Raw genomic sequence first — 16,820 nt, 5'->3', positions numbered from 1 at the left:
TTATATATAGGTGCAAGAACTATTAGAATTGGAAGTAAATAAATGGTTGTACATCCGAGCTTTTCACCTGCATAATGATGAATATCACGATGGTGATAGCTACAGCGGATAGAACTACCCCTCCTTTCTGTAGTATCTTAATGCTACGGTTCTGCCAAGAGTTAGGAAGGAAGTGAGTAAATAAGGCAAAAAGCATGAGTATAAAGACGTACTTGTAAGCTATGAAAACATCAGGAAGGACGGAAAGGTTAAACTTCGTCACCATCTGTTTAATCATTATCCACGCACTATCAAAGTCACGACAACGGAAGAGAATCCACGTGAAAGTTATTACATGGAACGTTATTAGTACAGAGAAGAACCTACGAATGCCGCTTGGATGATAGTGGCGGTCGTGTCGCATGATAGTTTGTGACCAGAACTTATGAATACATACGAGGGCACCATGTATAACTCCCCATAGAACGAAGTTAAGAGAAGCTCCATGCCAGAGACCACAAGCTGTCATGGCGATCATTTGATTAATATACATGAAGACCTTTCCTCTTCTATTACCACCAAGGGATATATATACATAGTCGCGAATCCATGTAGAGAGAGATATATGCCAACGACGCCAGAAGTCGGTCATAGAATCAGCTTTGAGCGGTGCATTAAAGTTCATCGGTATTTCATAACCCATCAATAAGGCTATACCAATTGCCATATCAGAGTAACCAGAGAAGTCACAGTAGATTTGAATGGTATAGCCATAAAGCCCCAACAATACCTCACCTCCAGAGAATAAGGTTGGGTTATCGAAGATTCTATCTACAAAGTTCTGTGAGATATAATCTGAAATAACAGCTTTCTTAAACAGACCTATAATGATGAAGAATACACCACGTGCAAACATCTCTGGAGAGATATGTAACGGCTTACGAATCTGTGGACCAAAGTCGGTTGCACGGGTAATAGGTCCAGCTAACAATGTTGGAAAGAAACTTACATAGAAGGCATAGTCTAGCAATGACTCCATGGGTTGTGCTTTCTTCCTATAGATATCAACTACGTAAGAGATCGTCTTGAAAGTATAGAAACTAATGCCGACAGGTAAGAAGATGTCCCATGGTTGGAAGTTTCCTCCTATCATCTGTGCGATAAGACCAGCAAAGAAGTTTGTGTACTTGAAGTATGCAAGTAAACCTAAATCAATGAGGAGACTCAAAATTAACCATAATCGTGGATACTTCCCATGCGCTACACGTCGTGCAATATAGAAGTCGCTGACTGTTACAATTAGAAGTAGGAAGAAATAGAAGCCACTACTCTTATAGAAGAAATAGTAAGAGAAGAGCGTCACAAATAATAATCGTGCATCCACTTTCTTACGCAAGCAGAAATAAACAAGCATAAAGAAGAGGAAGATAAACAAGAATGCTCCTGAAGAGAAGAGTAATGGCTCGTGGGGATTATAAAGTAAGATGTTAGCAATCTTACTGAAATCTAGTGATGCGAAATAGGATAATATATCTTGAATCATTATAGTATAATACGTTGAATTACTGTTTATTTATAAGTTTCATCTTCCTTGCGTAGTTGTTCTGTCCTGCTACAATTGACTTAAAGATGCGTGGTGCAACATATTTACCACCTTTATAGTTAATATGTACATAGTCCTTTGAACCCATATTCTTCTCATCAACAAGGCTCATCATCGTGCCAGGACCACCCATTGCTTTATAGAGACTATAGAAACCAACCTTACAGTCGGCCGCCATCTGGTCTTGATAACCAACAAGCATCTTAACTCCCTCCATAGTGCCATCAGGTGAAGACTTCGAGCCTCGATCAGGTGCACCAACAACCAAGATACTGGTTGTTGGGAAGCACTTATGGAAGAGTTGGATAACCCGCTTCATGTTTGTAGCGTATGTTTGAAGTTCGTTAGCTTTAGATGCAGGGGTAATTGCATTAGCACCGAATTGAAATACAATAAGGTCGTATGGACGAACTTGAGCAAACTGACGAAGCATAGCCTCTGGGAGGTTAGCAAGTGTTTGTCCGCTTGAGCCACGCATACTAAAGTTGTCAAGAACTATACCTCCATTGCCTTCTTGTGCTGTAGCAAAGAGAGTTGCATTAGAACCAGATATATCAATAGAAGCATGAGAAGTTGCTCCGTTGAATCTTACCATCTGAACATTAGGAGAAGGCGAAACCTGTTCGGTAGTAGACTTACCTCCATCAATATGGAAAGTTACACTAGCACCATTCTTAGCACGTAGATAGAGTTGTGTGCTAGTCCATTTCTCTGTTCGTGGATATTCGTGTGCCATAAAAGGAGCAAGCGTAATGTTTGCATGTCCTGAAAGAGGATAATAACGTTCAGCCATACCTGCTTGGCGCACGTCGTAGGTATCTGGCTTCTTCACTAAGTGTTCTGTTAGTCCTGTGAACTTCTGCGTTGTTGTATGCTTGTACTGGTTAAGATCATTACCGGCATCCAACCATCCAACACCTTCTCCACCATAGTACTTCTGAAGTTCCTCACGTAAATCGGCTAAGAGGATATCACCTTCTATGAAAGAGTCGCCGAAGTAAGCAATACGAACAGGGCGACCTAAGTTCTTCTTCTCCTTCAGTGCTGTTAATTGCTCATAGAAGTGATCCATACCACCTGGCTTACCTTCAGAATAGTCGACTATACGCTCTGTTCCCTTTGGCCATTGCTCTTTGAAGTTGATGAGCTTGCCATCCTTCTCTAACGCAAGCGTTGTAGAAGGAGCCTTTGGTGCGGGGATTACATCTTTCAATTCTTTCTTCTGTCGTGATAGGTCACTCAAAATATCTATCTCTCTTAACTCGGTATCCCCTATCTTGAATGTAGGTAAGAAATGAAGCAGCAAGAGAAAAACTACTACTAAGCACGTTAATAGTAGTGTTCTATGTGTGTTAGTTTTCATCTTAATTATCTTTTAATTAGGAGTTATCCTTACTTCCAGCATTATGCGTTCTCAGAGAAGTATTGATCCAATAGCTTAATACCTTTTTCTGTGCAAATACCTCTTACGAATAACATAATCATAATGCGACTTAGTTCTGTGATATCATATCTTTTGAAGAGGAAGTTATTCATAACAAACTGCTCGGAAGCAAATGTGAGTTCACGAACAATCCCGTAGTTTACATTCTCAAGGAACAATCCTTCATTCTTACCTCTTTCGATAAACGCAACTATTTCAGCTTCCTTGTCATTATGTAATTTCCTCACATAGGTTAACAAGTTAGGATACTTCTGAAGGTCTTCAAAGAAGAGAGGATTAACCGTGATGAACTCTGCCGTACGTACTCTATAAATCTCTAGAATGATGTTGATAACATTCGTTCCAGGTTTATCGAACTCTAATAATTGCTGGCGTTCTACACTATCATGCTGCTGTAAAACTTCAAAGAGTAAGTCTTCCTTATTCTCATAAACCTCATATAGTGTACGCTTTGATATTCTCAAATCGTTGGCAATATCATCCATCTTTACTTGCTTTATGCCATGCTGATGAAACAGAGCTGTAGCAATTTGAAGGATTCTACCTTTCAGTTGCTGTCGATAGACAGTCTCATTACTTGTATTTTGCATTAATAGTTTCAATTTTCTGCAAAATTACAAAAAACTTTGGGAATGGTATCTGCTTTTTAGGTAGTTTTATTATCTTTGCGCCTACGTATAAAACAATTCACGACTTAATACATAAGATTAGATTATGGTCAAGGTAACAAAAGAGGCCGCTTTGGAATATCATCATAACGGTCGCCCAGGAAAGATTGAAGTAAAACCAACGAAGCCTTATAGCACCCAAACAGACTTGAGTTTGGCTTATTCACCAGGTGTTGCATATCCTTGTTTGGAAATACAGCAGAACCCCGATGACGTATATAAATACACCGCAAAAGGTAACTTAGTTGCTGTTATTAGTAATGGTACAGCCGTTCTTGGTTTAGGTAATATAGGTGCAATGAGTGGCAAACCTGTTATGGAAGGTAAAGGTTTGTTATTCAAGATATATGGTGGTATTGATGTATTCGATATAGAGGTTAACGAGCAAGACCCGGATAAGTTCTGCGAAGCTGTAGAGAAGATAGCACCAACCTTTGGCGGTATTAATCTCGAAGACATTAAGGCACCAGAGTGCTTTGCTATCGAGGAGCGATTGAAGCGTACACTAGATATCCCTGTAATGCACGACGACCAACACGGTACTGCAATTATCTCTGCTGCTGGTTTGAAGAACGCCTTAGAGGTAGCTGGCAAAGATATTAGTAAGGTCAAGCTCGTAGTGAATGGTGCTGGTGCTGCAGCTATTTCATGTACGAAGATGTATGTAGCACTCGGTGTAAAGAAAGAAAATGTTGTAATGCTCGACTCTAAGGGCGTTATTACTTCAGATCGCGAGAAGCTCACACCACAGAAAGCATTGTTCGCCACTGACCGCCGTGATGTCCACACATTGGAAGAAGCAATCAAAGGCGCTGATGTATTCGTTGGACTATCAAAGGGTAACATACTTTCACAGGATATGATTCGTTCTATGAACGAGAAACCTATCGTATTTGCTCTTGCTAACCCAGTACCAGAGATTTCATACGATGACGCTATTGCTGCTCGCCCAGACGTAATCATGTCAACGGGTCGATCAGATTATCCCAACCAAATTAACAATGTGATAGGCTTCCCTTATATCTTCCGTGGAGCATTGGACGTACATGCGAAGGCTATCAACGAAGAGATGAAGATGGCGGCCGTACATGCTATTGCCGACCTAGCTAAGCAAACGGTACCAGACGTTGTGAATGAGGTTTATCATGTAAACGACCTCACCTTTGGTCCTAAGTATTTCATCCCGAAGCCAGTCGACCCACGACTGATTACGGAAGTAAGTGCTGCCGTAGCTAAGGCTGCTATGGATAGCAGCGTAGCGCGCACGCCAATCAAGGACTTCGATGCCTACAAGCAGCACCTGCGCCAAATGTTAGGGCAAGAGACAAAGCTCACCCGCTCACTCCACGCAACAGCCGCTCAGCACCCACAGCGCATTGTCTTTGCCGAAGGAGGTCACCCCACCATGATGAAGGCAGCCGTACAAGCAAAGCAAGAGGGTATCTGTATTCCTATCCTTTTAGGCAACCAAGACCGCTTGAATCGTGTGGCAAATCGCCTGAAGTTGGACATCAGTGACATAGAGATCATCGACATGCGTGCCGATAAAGAGCAAGGTCACCGCGCCACTTACGCCAAGCATTTGGCCGAGAAGCGTGCCCGTGAGGGATATACCTTCGAGGAGGCATACGATAAGATGTATGAGCGCAATTACTATGGTATGTCAATGGTTGAAAATGGTGATGCCGATGCGTTTATTACGGGTCTATACACCAAATACAGCAATACGATTAAGGTTGCCAAGGAAGTTATCGGAATCCGTCCCGAGTATAAACACTTCGGAACAATGCATATTCTGAATACGAAGAAGGGTGTATTCTACATCGCAGATACCTTGATCAACCGCCATCCAGATAGTGATGTCTTAACTGATGTGGCACGTTTGGCAGCCCATTCCGTTAAGTTCTTCAACGATGAGCCAGCTATTGCAATGCTCTCATTCTCTAACTTCGGCTCAGATAATGGAGGCTCTCCAGAGCAGGTGCGTGAGGCTGTTGCGAAGTTGCAAGCCGAGTGTCCAGACCTCGCTATCGATGGTGAGATGCAAGTTAACTTCGCTTTGAACAAGGAGCTACGTGACGAGAAATTCCCATTCACACGCCTAAAAGGTAAGGATGTCAACACACTCGTGTTCCCCGACTTGTCATCGGCTAATAGCGGTTACAAACTCCTACAGGCGTTAAGCCCAGAGGCGGAAGTCATTGGTCCGATTCAGATGGGATTGAACAAGCCAATCCACTTTACCGACTTCGAGAGTTCCGTTCGTGACATCGTGAACATCACAGCTGTTGCCGCTATTGATGCATACGTGGAGAAATTGAAGAAGAATAAGTAATCTGCTTTCAATCACATATTAATAAAGAGGGTGTGTCAAAATGGACACATCCTCTTTTCTACTCCTCTTTACTTCATCTACCGCATAATTCGTTATTTACTGCAGCTATGCCGCTAATTTCATATAAAATGATTTGTTGGGCTTCCAATAGCTTATATAAACTTCTATAGAGCATCTGAAGGTGACTAAAAGTACCTCCATAATAGCTTTTAGCTCCTTGAGATTATTTTTTTTGCACATTTTTCCTATGTTAAAGGCAATAGCAAAGAAGGCAAAGTCCATATTGACCTTGTCTTTTCCCAAATGCCTAAATCTCTTGTAGACTTTATTATATTTTGTTTGTCCAAAAACAGCTTCAGGTTCTATGCACCTTCGTCCTCGATGCTTGATGCCTTCTTCCGAGGTCAGTAGTTCCCGTGCCTTTTGTTTATAGTGCTGTAGTTGATGGTTTACTTCTATAATTCTGTTCCCTCTTGCCTTAAAACATGAGCCTCTCAACGGACAACCATCACAGCGTTCTGCCTGATAACGTACACTGTAAGTAACGAATCCATTAGAGGTTAGGGAACGCTTCATGCCTATACGCTTCATATGCTGTCCCATAGGGCAGACGTAGAAATCCTGTTCCTTATTATAATAAAGGCTTGCAGGACAGAATGGGTTAGGTGTGTAGCGTGGACGCTGCTCTTTATGGAAGTAATTATACTTCACATAGGCTTCCATATTATGTACGTCCATGAACAGATAGTTCTCCTCGGAGCCATACTCTGAATCGGCTACGACTGTCTTGGCATAACGATGATAGCGTAATTTGAAAGACTCCAAGAAAGAAGGAAGTGCGAGCGTGTCTGTACGGTTAGCATAGAGTGCAAAGTTGGTGATAAACTGGTTCTCAGTTGCTATCTGCAGATTATATCCAGGCTTAGTCTGTCCGTTCTGCATAGCATCCTCCTTCATGTGCATAAACGTGGCATCAGGGTCGGTCTTGCTGTAGGAGTTTCTCTCTCCCATAATCTCAAGGTGTTGGTCATACTCCTGGAGTTTATTACGTTTCTTCTCAAGCTCTTTAAGCTGTTTTTTCTTGGTTCTAACAGCCTGCTTCTCTTCTTTTGTCTTAGGCTCAGGGGCTGATTCCAAAGACTTGTTCAATTCCTCGGATATCTCATCGAGCAGAGCTGCAGTAAACTCGACACCTTCTGTTTTAGCGGCATTGTCCTGCGCTATGACATCATCAACCTGGAGCAAGAGTGTGCGTATTTGTTCCTGCAACTTGGCGCGGTTCTTTTCCACGGTTCTCTTCCAAACGAAGGTATACTTGTTGGCTTTCGATTCTATTTTTGTGCCGTCAATATATTCAACGTCAAGACTTATCAAACCTTTGGCTGCAAGTACTAATACCACTTGTGTGAAGATATTGTTGATTTCCTTTTTCACACGATTACGAAAACGATTGATGGTAATAAAATCAGGCTGCTCATATCCTGCCAGATAGATGAAATGAATGTCACGCTTGAGAAGCGACTCTATACGACGGCAGGAATAGATATTATTCATATAGGCGTAAAGAATCACCTTGAGCATCATTTGTGGATGATAAGGCTTGCGACCACTGGGCTTATAAAGCTTGTAGACATTATCCAACATAAGATTATCCACCAAGGCGTCTAAAAGACGAACAGGATCATCTTCTGCGATGTCCTTATCGATTCTTTGAGGAAAAAGAATCATTTTCTTGTGTATGTAAGAACGAAAGTGTACATTTGTCATAATGAGATTTTTTTGTATGCCTAAAGGTACAAAAACTTTAGGAAATAGCAAAGCCCTGGCTTGAGAAAGTCGGGGCTTTGTGCATAAAAAAGAGTGTGTGGCTATTTTGACACACCCTCTTTATTCGTTTAGTAATATATTATACAGTCCATCCACTTTTAAATATCCCCTCCTAATAACCTACTCGATTACTTGCAATCTTATACTAAACCTATAGACTTAAACCCTATGCGCGCCCTTTGACTAATAGGCTTCCGCATTCTTTCTTCCTAGGTTCCCGTTCCTTTCTCATGCGCCTTGCGTCTTTTTTATCCGTATCTTTTATTAGTCTCATCATGATGAAACGAGTGTCTCATCGTGATGAAACCAGTGTCTCTTCATGATGAAACTTATGTCTCATCACGATGAGACTAACTTTATATGCGTACGTAAATGATGCGCAACACGTGATAAAGGAATGGGGAACGGGAGAGAAAGAATGCTGAAACAGGTGGAAAACGATTCGCAAACAGGTGAGAAAAACTGGGCAAACCTGTTAGAACGAATCGGATATAGTAATTCTTCGGAAGATATTACTATGAGTTCACGCTCGTAAGTGCTATTTCTTAGAAAGAAGATGAGCCTTATTCAGCCACAAGCCGACGTAAGTTAGGAGTCCATTCAACATCAGTAGTTCGTAGCCAAACTTATATCCTGTAGCGTTAGAAACAATCATGTCTAAGGCAAAACATAGGAGTGGACTGGCAATAGCAATAAATGGGACATAACGATCATTCACCTTGCGTTTCGTTGAAAGACCAAAGGCGAAAAGACCTAAGAGAGGTCCGTAAGTGTAAGAGACGATTGTATAGACGGCATCTATCAGACTCGTGGAATTGACATAACGGAAGATGAGGATAAACAACACGAACACAACAGATACACTGAGGTGAGACCACTTGCGCAACCGCTCGTCCTTGCGCTGGTTACAGATATCAACACAGAAGGTTGTGGTTAGGGCTGTCAAGGCAGAATCAGCACTGGAGAAACAGGCTGCAACAATACCAATCGTAAACAAAATTACGACCCATGTACCTAATTGACCGCCTGCAATGACCTGTAACATCAAATCGTCTGATACTGCTGGGAGAGCTTGCCCCACCCGTTGGTAATACATCATCAATAAGATTCCCAGGGCTAAGAACAGGAGATTGACGGGGGCGAATGCGAAGCCATAACTGCACATATCCTTTTGTGCCTCACGCAAAGTCTTACAAGTAAGATTCTTTTGCATCATGTCCTGATCAAGTCCTGTCATCACAATAACGATGAAGATACCGCTAAGGAACTGCTTCCAGAAGTTCTGTGTTGATACCCAATCATCTAATACGAAGATGCGCGAATGGCTATCTGCTGCAATGGCTTGCACGGCTTGAGGGAGATTCAATCCGAGTACATCCACCACCTTATATATTATGAGCAACAGAGCAAGAAGCATACAAAGTGTTTGAAATGTATCGGTCAATACAAGGGTACGTATTCCGCCCCTCCGTGTATAGAGCCATATCAATGCAACCAACACCACAACGGTTACGGGAAACGGAATGGCGTATTTGTCGAGAACGAATTGCTGGAGTATCATGCAGACAACATAGAAGCGAACGGCTGCACTTGCCATCTTTGACAAGAGGAAGAAGGCTGCGCCCGTCTTGTAGCTCCTATTGCCGAGGCGCGTTTGCAAATAAGTATAGATGGTTGTCAGGCGTAGACGATAATAAACGGGTAATAGTAGATAAGCCACGACGAAGTAACCCACGATAAAGCCCAAACAGGTTTGCATATAGGTCATATCACTCGTGAGTGTCATACCTGGCACACTTACAAAAGTCACGCCCGAGATACTAGCACCTATCATACCAAACGCCACCAAATACCATGGCGACTTACCATTGGCACGAAAGAAAGTCTCGTTATCGGCTTTGTGCCCTGTAAGCAAACTGATGAGTAAGAGTATGCAGAAGTAGACTGCAATCGTAGCAATTATAATCATGATGTAGATAACGTGAGAAGATTAGTTCCCGTGTATTCCGTTTATTTGATTCTAGCAACACGAATACCGATATTCGATGGTCGTGATGTCATATACTGATAGAACGTTTCGGTAGGCTCCACCACTCTATTGCCGTTCTTCTTAAGACTGGAGGCGTTCATGAGATGGAGTCCGTCATCATGCCAAACGGCAAAGCCGAGATGAGTTGTATCGAGTTCCCGCTTGTTAGTCACGATAGCTATGATGTCGCCATCATGGATAACCTCTCGCAACTCGTTGTTATTATTCAGCAAGGCAGTAGGGATATAGCGCACCTTTGTTCCGTTACTAGCATCCTCTAATTTCTTGAGTTCAGCCACACGCCTCGGGTTATTCTTTAGCATATCATACGCCTTTGCGTTAAGGCTCATATAGTTTATTTTCAATGTTTGTACCGCTGTAAAAGGTGGGTTAGGCATGTTAATCTCTTTGACAAATCCCATGCGCACATTGTCCTCCAACCACCAATGGAAATAGTGAAGACGATTCACGTAGCTCATCTTACCGCCACGATAACGAATCAGTTCTAATTGGTGTACGTAATCAGAGAACTTATGTTTGCCGCGCTCAGCACATAGTGTTAGAGCCGTCACAGCCTCAACATAAGTGGTGCAATCTAAGCCATGTAAATTGACGACAAGTCTTTCCTCATCATTCTTATCCAACGTATGCGCAACGTAAGGAACACCTATAAACTTGCGGGCTATCGTGAGGATAAGCTCCTCATGTGATAGCCTATGCCTTTGTGCAGCCATATCTTGTAAGATACCACATACCAACGTGCTGTCTGCTTTAGAATAAGAATCAATATAAGCAGGTAAGATGTCTTTGTTCGCATGATGTTCGGCACTTACTGAACTATCTTCTATCTTTTCAGCCACTACCACCTGCTGTTTATGCTTATTCTCTATCGTCTTAGCCCCACATGCAGTCAATGCAATGAGAAGCAAACCAATTATGCTATACTTCTGTTTCATCACTTATCCTTTCTGTTCTTGATAGCCTTCCTTCTTCTTCGCTTTCCTCTTTCCAAAGTTAAAGCCCACATAGAGATTGACACTACCAAAGAAGTTATTTGTTGAGAAGTTACTACGCCTGTAATTGTAAGCATGGAGTATCATGCTCATACCAGCGTACCACTTACTATTGTTCCATACTAACCCGAATCTTCCAATACCGTCTATATTGATATTACTGAACTTGAAGTCGCTGAATGAGAAACGCTCGTGGGGTAAATCACCCGAGCTCTGCTTATAAGCTAAGGCGACGGACAACGAACTAGCAAGAAGCCAGTTGTGAGCAAAGACCCAGTTGTAAGCATAACCTCCACTGACGGAGATATCCGTGTACTTGATCTTATCGAACATCAAAGTGCTATCCACTTTAACATGATTCCCTAATCTACAACTTACGAGGTCGGATAGTTCCTTCCAATTGACTTCCAGCGTATGCCTTGTGTATCCGATGCCCAACAATGGACTGCCAGCTGAGCGACGTTGTATGGTGCTCTGGCTGAATGCTGCGGGATATGAGAAGCGTCTATGATTGAAGATATAATAGAGATTAAAGCCCCTAATGCTCGACGTTAAGCCGTCGTAACCAGTCCCCCTTATGGGATCGGTGTTGACACCTTCGCCCAAATAGAGCTGCCGTATCTTATAATCGTTGCCAGTTCTCCGATAATAGATATCAATGCCTAGCATAGAACTATACAGACTCAAATCATATTCCTGCCTGCGTTTATCATTGCTTTTCTGCAATAGGTGAGTTATATCAACGGTATAGCCAAGGAATATCCAACGCCACCCGAAATAAGGTCCGATACGGATGTTAGCTTCTGGTGCAAAGGTAATGCTTTGCCCCTTATCGCTCGCTATACGATACACCTCGTAAGTGTTCGTATTCTGCAACATCGTTGTGAAGTTATATCTCTGTGGCTCAATATAGCTTGTGTCTATGTCATTGAACTTATAGCCAGTCTTTCTCTTCTTGTGGTATTCCGTCTTATTCCTATAAGCACTAGAATCTATTCGCATCCAGCGTATCGTATCAAGTGTGTGTTCCAGGTTACCAACCGCCCTTGTAGAAGTATGTGCATTCGCTATCCCTATTCCCATGAAGAACAAGAGGAATGATAACATAACACAACGATTAATAAGCAGATTCATTGATAACACGGATTTGAATAATATGTAAATATAGTAAGGCTTCTATATCTTACCAAGAATACGATCTATCACCCAGTTTGTTGGGGTTGCACTGATACTTGTACAATCGCAGGAACCATATCCCTGCATATCTTCTATGACGGACTTAATGATTGGTAACTGAACGTAAGGCGGATTGGCTACTTCTATATCCTTTTCGCCCTCACTTGTACAGAGGTGGATGGGCGTGTATGTATAGACGGAGAACGACAGACGTCCCTTTGTCCCATAAACCTCAATATGATCCTCACGCGCACTCTCATGAGCGACAAAGCACCAAGCACCACTTCCAGTGAGACCATTCTCGAAACGGAAAACAGCATTTACAGTGTCTTCAACATCATAAAGTCCAGCTCGGTTAGCTGTATAACCATGTGCCTTAACAATAATACCAAAGAAGTTCTGAAGCAAGTCTAACTGGTGGGGAGCTAAGTCATAAAAATATCCACCACCAGAGATATTCGATTGTAATCGCCACGGATGTTGTACATTGCTCTTATAATCCAGATCACGGGGTGGGACGGCAAAGCGTACTTGCACGGTCAGGATATTCCCGATTGTACCATTATCTATTATCTCTTTTACCTTTTGAAAGTATGGAAGATAACGGCGGTAATAAGCAACGAAACAAGGGACGTTAGTCTGTTCAGAGATACGGTTGATACGAACACAATCCTCGTAAGACGCAGCTAGTGGCTTCTCTATGTAACAGGGCTTACCAGCACGCATTGCCATGATAGCGAATGTGGCATGGGCAGAAGGTGGCGTTGCAATATATACCGCATTCACGTCTGGATCATCAACCAACTCCTGCGCATCTGTATACCATTTTCTAATATTATGGCGTTCGGCATAAGAACGTGCCTTCAGCTCACTACGACTGAAGACTGCTACTACATGTGAGCCCATAACCTCATTAAATGCTGGACCAGACTTCTTCTCCGTGACTTCACCACATCCTATAAATCCCCAATTGATTTGCTTCATTGCTCTTAGTTTTACTGCAAAATTACTAAAAAACTATCAACTACCAGTCCTAGCTCTTAAGTTTTTAGTATCTTTGCAACAAGAAAGATACACTCATCACATATAAATCAGAATGATAATTAAGAAATCAGAATTCACTATATCATCGCCGAGCCTAGCTAAATGTCCTGATGATACAAAGGCAGAATATGCGTTTATAGGGCGGTCTAATGTAGGCAAATCGAGTCTTATTAATATGTTATGCAACCATAAAGGATTGGCAAAGACATCGGCTAAGCCTGGTAAGACGCTACTCATTAATCACTTTATCATCAATAACGAATGGTACTTGGTAGACCTTCCTGGTTATGGTTATGCCAAAAACTCTAAGACGGTACGTAACAAGCTGGAGCAGATGATAGCGCAATACATTCTACAGCGCAAACAACTTGTCAATGTGTTTGTTCTCATTGATATTCGACATGAGCAACAGAAGATAGACCGTGAGTTTGTTGATTGGTTGGGAGAGAGCAACGTCCCCTTCTCTATTATCTTCACTAAAGCTGATAAGCTATCACCTGCGAAGGCTAAGTCTAACGCATTACTATGGATGAAGAAGCTGCAAGACAGATGGGAAGTATTACCTCCTTATTTTATCACCTCGTCAGAAGACAAGGCTGGGCGGGATGAAGTACTCGATTACATAGACCAGATAAACGCAACACTGGAATAACCCCCAAACACATGGCACAGATACCTTATCTTGACGTCCAAAACCTGACAAAGAGCTTTGGAGCACAAGTTCTATTCAAAGATATTTCATTCTCAATAGCAGAAGGTCAACACGTCGGGTTGGTCGCACAGAATGGCACGGGGAAGTCTACCCTACTTTCTATCCTAACGGGAAAAGAGAGTCATGACGCAGGTTCTATTATCTATCGTAATGACTTACGTGTAGGACTCTTAGAGCAAAGTCCGAAGTTCGACCCAGAGGAAAGCGTGTTAGACGCCTGCTTTAACCATGAGGGAAATCCAGAAAGGTTATTGAAGGCTAAGCAGATTCTTACAATGCTAAAGCTCACCGACCTAGACCAGCCAATGGGGCAATTAAGCGGAGGTCAGCAGAAGCGTGTAGCACTTGCTAATGTTCTTATCCTCGAGCCTGACTTCCTCATTCTTGATGAGCCGACAAACCATTTGGATTTAGAGATGATTGAATGGCTTGAGGGCTATCTGTCGCGTGGTAATAAGACAATTTTCATGGTTACACACGACCGCTATTTCCTTGACAACGTGTGTAACACGATACTCGAACTAGACAATAAGACCATCTACACCTATCGTGGCAATTATTCCTATTATCTAGAGAAACGCCAGGAGCGTATCGACAACACACGCGCCGAGATAGCACGTGCCAATAATCTCTATCGTACGGAATTGGAGTGGATGCGCCGCATGCCACAAGCACGTGGTCACAAAGCGCGCTATCGTGAAGAGGCTTTCTATGAGTTAGAAGCTAAGGCAAAGCAACGTATTGAGGAACGGCAGGTGCGATTGAAGTCGTCTAACGTGTACATCGGAAGTAAGATATTCGAGTGTCAGTACGTATCGAAGAAGTTTGATAATAAAGTTATCCTACACGACTTCTATTATAACTTTGCCCGCTTTGAGAAGATGGGTATCGTGGGTAACAATGGCACAGGAAAGTCCACGCTTGTCAAGATGCTTCTTGGTAAGGTTGCTCCAGATAGCGGACGATTCGACATAGGAGAGACCGTGCGTTTCGGTTACTTCTCACAGGATGGACTAAAGTTCCGAGACGATCAGAAGGTTATTGACATCATCACCGATATAGCCGATTACATTGACATGGGCGGCGGAAAGCACATGACTGCTTCTCAATTCCTGAACTACTTTCTCTTCTCACCTGAAGAGCAGCATAACTATGTGTACAAGCTCTCGGGAGGCGAGAAACGCAAGCTGTATCTCTGCACGGTACTTATGAAGAACCCGAACTTCCTCGTATTGGATGAGCCAACCAACGACCTTGATATACAAACCTTGCAAATACTTGAGGAGTATCTACAGGACTTCCCGGGTTGTGTTATCGTTGTTTCGCATGACAGATATTTCATGGATAAAGTCGTAGACCATCTGCTTGTCTTCAAAGGTGAGGGCGAAATACAAGACTTCCCAGGCAATTACACGCAATATCGTGATTACCAAAAGATGAAGTCTAAAGAGGAGAATCAGCAAAAGCCTATAAAGAAGCCGACGAATAATGAGCCTAAGAGCAATAACTCCCACAACGAAAAGCGCAAGATGACCTTTAAGGAGAAGCGGGAATATGAGCAGCTTACGGAGAAAATTAGTGTGTTAGAAGAGGAGCGTAAGCAGCTAGAAGAGGAGTTATGCTCGGGTAAATTATCCGTAGATGAGCTGACAGAGAAGAGTAAACGCCTACCATTACTAAAGGATGAGCTAGATGAACTCGAACTGAGATGGCTTGAATTATCGGAATTAGCTTAGTCACAACTCGGCTGTAGTCCCTTAGTTTTCAGACAGATGAGGGTGTATCAAAATAGACACATCCTCTCTTTTTATTTCTAAAACTTACTCTGTCCACGAAAAGGGGCAACAGTTCTTATCAAAACAGTCGACTGATTTTCAAAAATAGTCGACTGTTTTTTCAGAAAGGGTTGACCTTTTTCACAGAAAGGGTTGACCTTTTTCACAGAAAGGGTTGACCATCTTCACGAAAAGGGTTGACCATTTCTTCAAAAAAGAGGATATGTCCATTTTTATACACCCCCATATTTGATTAGAAATGACGTCATATTTCTGACAATACTCTATAAGCGAGCTAGAGAAGTACCTATAGAATACGAGAAGAGCCCCATCTGATATACAGAAGAGGCTCTTATGTTTCTTAATCCTACGAGGAGATATAGAGAGGGATGGATTATATCAAATTGAATACTTCGCTAGGTGTCTTACGCTTCAACACGTCAAGCATGAAATCTTTTCCTGCTATAATTCCCTTGTCGCGCAACACAGACTTTATCGTCTTCTTAGCTAATTCGGGATGATTATTCTCATCACTCAAGTGGCAAAGCCAAACATGACGTAAGCAAGGTGAGGCATTATCTACCAAAGTATTCGCACATGCCTCATTGCTGAGGTGACCATTAGGTCCACCGATACGTTCTTTCAGGTGGAGAGGGTAAGGACCAGAGGCGAGTTTCCCCGGTTCGTGGTTGGCTTCAATCACCAGATAATTAGAGATAGAAACGTAATGAGCTATTTCGTCAGTTATATGTCCGCAATCGGTTACTAACGTGAAGCATATATCATCATGCCTAATAGAATAGCCTACACAGTCACTGCTGTCATGGGGAACGGTGAACGGAGTAACATAAAACTCGCCGATCTGTACCTCCTCATTCTTTACTAATTCGCGTGCAAGTTCATGGTCAATCTTACGCCGAACACACCAGTTCCGACTAATTCCAGCATGAACCTCACTTGTTGTATATACGGGTAATCGCAGGTCACCGCTTATTGATCCAACAGACTTTACGTGGTCGGCATGGTCATGTGTAATGAGAATGTTATGTACCATTTGCATTTGTAGCCCGTAGTTATGGAATGACTTTTTAAGAGAGCGAACACCAACGCCACAATCAATCATAAGACAATCTGTATCCGTATAAAGCAAATAGCAATTACCACTACTACCACTACCAAAAGATAGAAATCTCAACATTATTTCCTTAGTTTTAG

12 protein-coding genes are annotated in these 16,820 nt (G+C 42.4%); 3 read left to right on the top strand and 9 right to left on the bottom strand.

All coding sequences use genetic code 11. The annotated features are described in order from the left end of the window. Nucleotides 1-22: 22 nt before the first annotated feature. From J5A55_RS03575 to J5A55_RS03565, 3 genes are read right to left on the bottom strand one after another with little or no spacing between them, the layout of a single operon-like run. Nucleotides 23-1,522 (bottom strand): MBOAT family O-acyltransferase, encoded by a 1,500-nt coding sequence (locus J5A55_RS03575; protein WP_004383562.1) that lies wholly within the window; start codon nt 1,520-1,522, stop codon nt 23-25. A gap of 19 nt (nt 1,523-1,541) precedes the next feature. Further along, nucleotides 1,542-2,945 (bottom strand): SGNH/GDSL hydrolase family protein, encoded by a 1,404-nt coding sequence (locus J5A55_RS03570; RefSeq protein WP_004383561.1) that lies wholly within the window; start codon nt 2,943-2,945, stop codon nt 1,542-1,544. A gap of 41 nt (nt 2,946-2,986) precedes the next feature. Further along, on the bottom strand, nt 2,987-3,616 hold the full coding sequence (locus J5A55_RS03565) for a TetR/AcrR family transcriptional regulator (protein WP_004383560.1): 630 nt from the start codon (nt 3,614-3,616) through the stop codon (nt 2,987-2,989). Between the two features lie 124 nt (nt 3,617-3,740). Here J5A55_RS03565 and J5A55_RS03560 point away from each other — a divergent pair, with 124 nt between their 5' ends. Beyond that, nucleotides 3,741-6,029 carry an NADP-dependent malic enzyme gene (locus J5A55_RS03560; protein WP_004383559.1) on the top strand — a complete coding sequence of 763 codons (2,289 nt, stop codon included), beginning with the start codon at nt 3,741-3,743 and terminating at the stop codon, nt 6,027-6,029. A 105-nt stretch (nt 6,030-6,134) separates the two neighbouring features. On the opposite strand, the gene J5A55_RS03555 is transcribed toward J5A55_RS03560, so the two are convergent. The 5 genes from J5A55_RS03555 to J5A55_RS03535 all read right to left on the bottom strand — a co-directional run bounded on the left by J5A55_RS03555 (nt 6,135) and on the right by J5A55_RS03535 (nt 13,058). After that, nucleotides 6,135-7,796 (bottom strand): IS1182 family transposase, encoded by a 1,662-nt coding sequence (locus J5A55_RS03555; RefSeq protein WP_211802940.1) that lies wholly within the window; start codon nt 7,794-7,796, stop codon nt 6,135-6,137. A 598-nt stretch (nt 7,797-8,394) separates the two neighbouring features. Then, nucleotides 8,395-9,825 carry a sodium:solute symporter gene (locus J5A55_RS03550; RefSeq protein ID WP_004383555.1) on the bottom strand — a complete coding sequence of 477 codons (1,431 nt, stop codon included), beginning with the start codon at nt 9,823-9,825 and terminating at the stop codon, nt 8,395-8,397. A 41-nt stretch (nt 9,826-9,866) separates the two neighbouring features. Then, nucleotides 9,867-10,841 carry an N-acetylmuramoyl-L-alanine amidase-like domain-containing protein gene (locus tag J5A55_RS03545; protein WP_039851368.1) on the bottom strand — a complete coding sequence of 325 codons (975 nt, stop codon included), beginning with the start codon at nt 10,839-10,841 and terminating at the stop codon, nt 9,867-9,869. A gap of 3 nt (nt 10,842-10,844) precedes the next feature. Beyond that, nucleotides 10,845-12,032 carry a DUF4421 domain-containing protein gene (locus J5A55_RS03540; RefSeq protein ID WP_039851367.1) on the bottom strand — a complete coding sequence of 396 codons (1,188 nt, stop codon included), beginning with the start codon at nt 12,030-12,032 and terminating at the stop codon, nt 10,845-10,847. Nucleotides 12,033-12,074: 42 nt separating this feature from the next. Continuing rightward, complete coding sequence (locus J5A55_RS03535; RefSeq protein ID WP_004383552.1) at nt 12,075-13,058, bottom strand: Gfo/Idh/MocA family protein; 984 nt, start codon at nt 13,056-13,058, stop codon at nt 12,075-12,077. Nucleotides 13,059-13,170: 112 nt separating this feature from the next. Here J5A55_RS03535 and yihA point away from each other — a divergent pair, with 112 nt between their 5' ends. After that, the gene (yihA, locus tag J5A55_RS03530; protein ID WP_004383551.1) at nt 13,171-13,770 is read left to right on the top strand and encodes a ribosome biogenesis GTP-binding protein YihA/YsxC; all 600 of its coding nucleotides are present in this window, start codon (nt 13,171-13,173) and stop codon (nt 13,768-13,770) included. 11 nt (nt 13,771-13,781) lie between these two features. Beyond that, nucleotides 13,782-15,566: an ABC-F family ATP-binding cassette domain-containing protein gene (locus tag J5A55_RS03525; RefSeq protein ID WP_004383547.1), complete on the top strand. Its 1,785-nt coding sequence runs from the start codon at nt 13,782-13,784 to the stop codon at nt 15,564-15,566. A 433-nt stretch (nt 15,567-15,999) separates the two neighbouring features. Here the strand turns inward: J5A55_RS03525 and J5A55_RS03520 are convergent, their stop codons facing one another. Then, nucleotides 16,000-16,803, bottom strand: a complete 804-nt coding sequence (locus J5A55_RS03520; protein WP_039851365.1) for an MBL fold metallo-hydrolase — start codon at nt 16,801-16,803, stop codon at nt 16,000-16,002. Nucleotides 16,804-16,820 lie beyond the last annotated feature (17 nt).

It is taken from the genome of Prevotella veroralis (assembly GCF_018127765.1).
Lineage (GTDB): Bacteria > Bacteroidota > Bacteroidia > Bacteroidales > Bacteroidaceae > Prevotella > Prevotella veroralis.
This window is presented reverse-complemented; position numbering and strand designations above follow the sequence as displayed.

Bases quoted from the DNA above. Each gene is read 5' to 3' on its own strand.
- J5A55_RS03575 (WP_004383562.1), bottom strand. From the start codon at position 1,522: ATGATTCAAGATATATTATCCTATTTCGCATCACTAGATTTCAGTAAG.
- J5A55_RS03570 (WP_004383561.1), bottom strand. From the start codon at position 2,945: ATGAAAACTAACACACATAGAACACTACTATTAACGTGCTTAGTAGTA.
- J5A55_RS03565 (WP_004383560.1), bottom strand. From the start codon at position 3,616: ATGCAAAATACAAGTAATGAGACTGTCTATCGACAGCAACTGAAAGGT.
- J5A55_RS03560 (WP_004383559.1), top strand. From the start codon at position 3,741: ATGGTCAAGGTAACAAAAGAGGCCGCTTTGGAATATCATCATAACGGT.
- J5A55_RS03555 (WP_211802940.1), bottom strand. From the start codon at position 7,796: ATGACAAATGTACACTTTCGTTCTTACATACACAAGAAAATGATTCTT.
- J5A55_RS03550 (WP_004383555.1), bottom strand. From the start codon at position 9,825: ATGATTATAATTGCTACGATTGCAGTCTACTTCTGCATACTCTTACTC.
- J5A55_RS03545 (WP_039851368.1), bottom strand. From the start codon at position 10,841: ATGAAACAGAAGTATAGCATAATTGGTTTGCTTCTCATTGCATTGACT.
- J5A55_RS03540 (WP_039851367.1), bottom strand. From the start codon at position 12,032: ATGAATCTGCTTATTAATCGTTGTGTTATGTTATCATTCCTCTTGTTC.
- J5A55_RS03535 (WP_004383552.1), bottom strand. From the start codon at position 13,058: ATGAAGCAAATCAATTGGGGATTTATAGGATGTGGTGAAGTCACGGAG.
- yihA (WP_004383551.1), top strand. From the start codon at position 13,171: ATGATAATTAAGAAATCAGAATTCACTATATCATCGCCGAGCCTAGCT.
- J5A55_RS03525 (WP_004383547.1), top strand. From the start codon at position 13,782: ATGGCACAGATACCTTATCTTGACGTCCAAAACCTGACAAAGAGCTTT.
- J5A55_RS03520 (WP_039851365.1), bottom strand. From the start codon at position 16,803: ATGTTGAGATTTCTATCTTTTGGTAGTGGTAGTAGTGGTAATTGCTAT.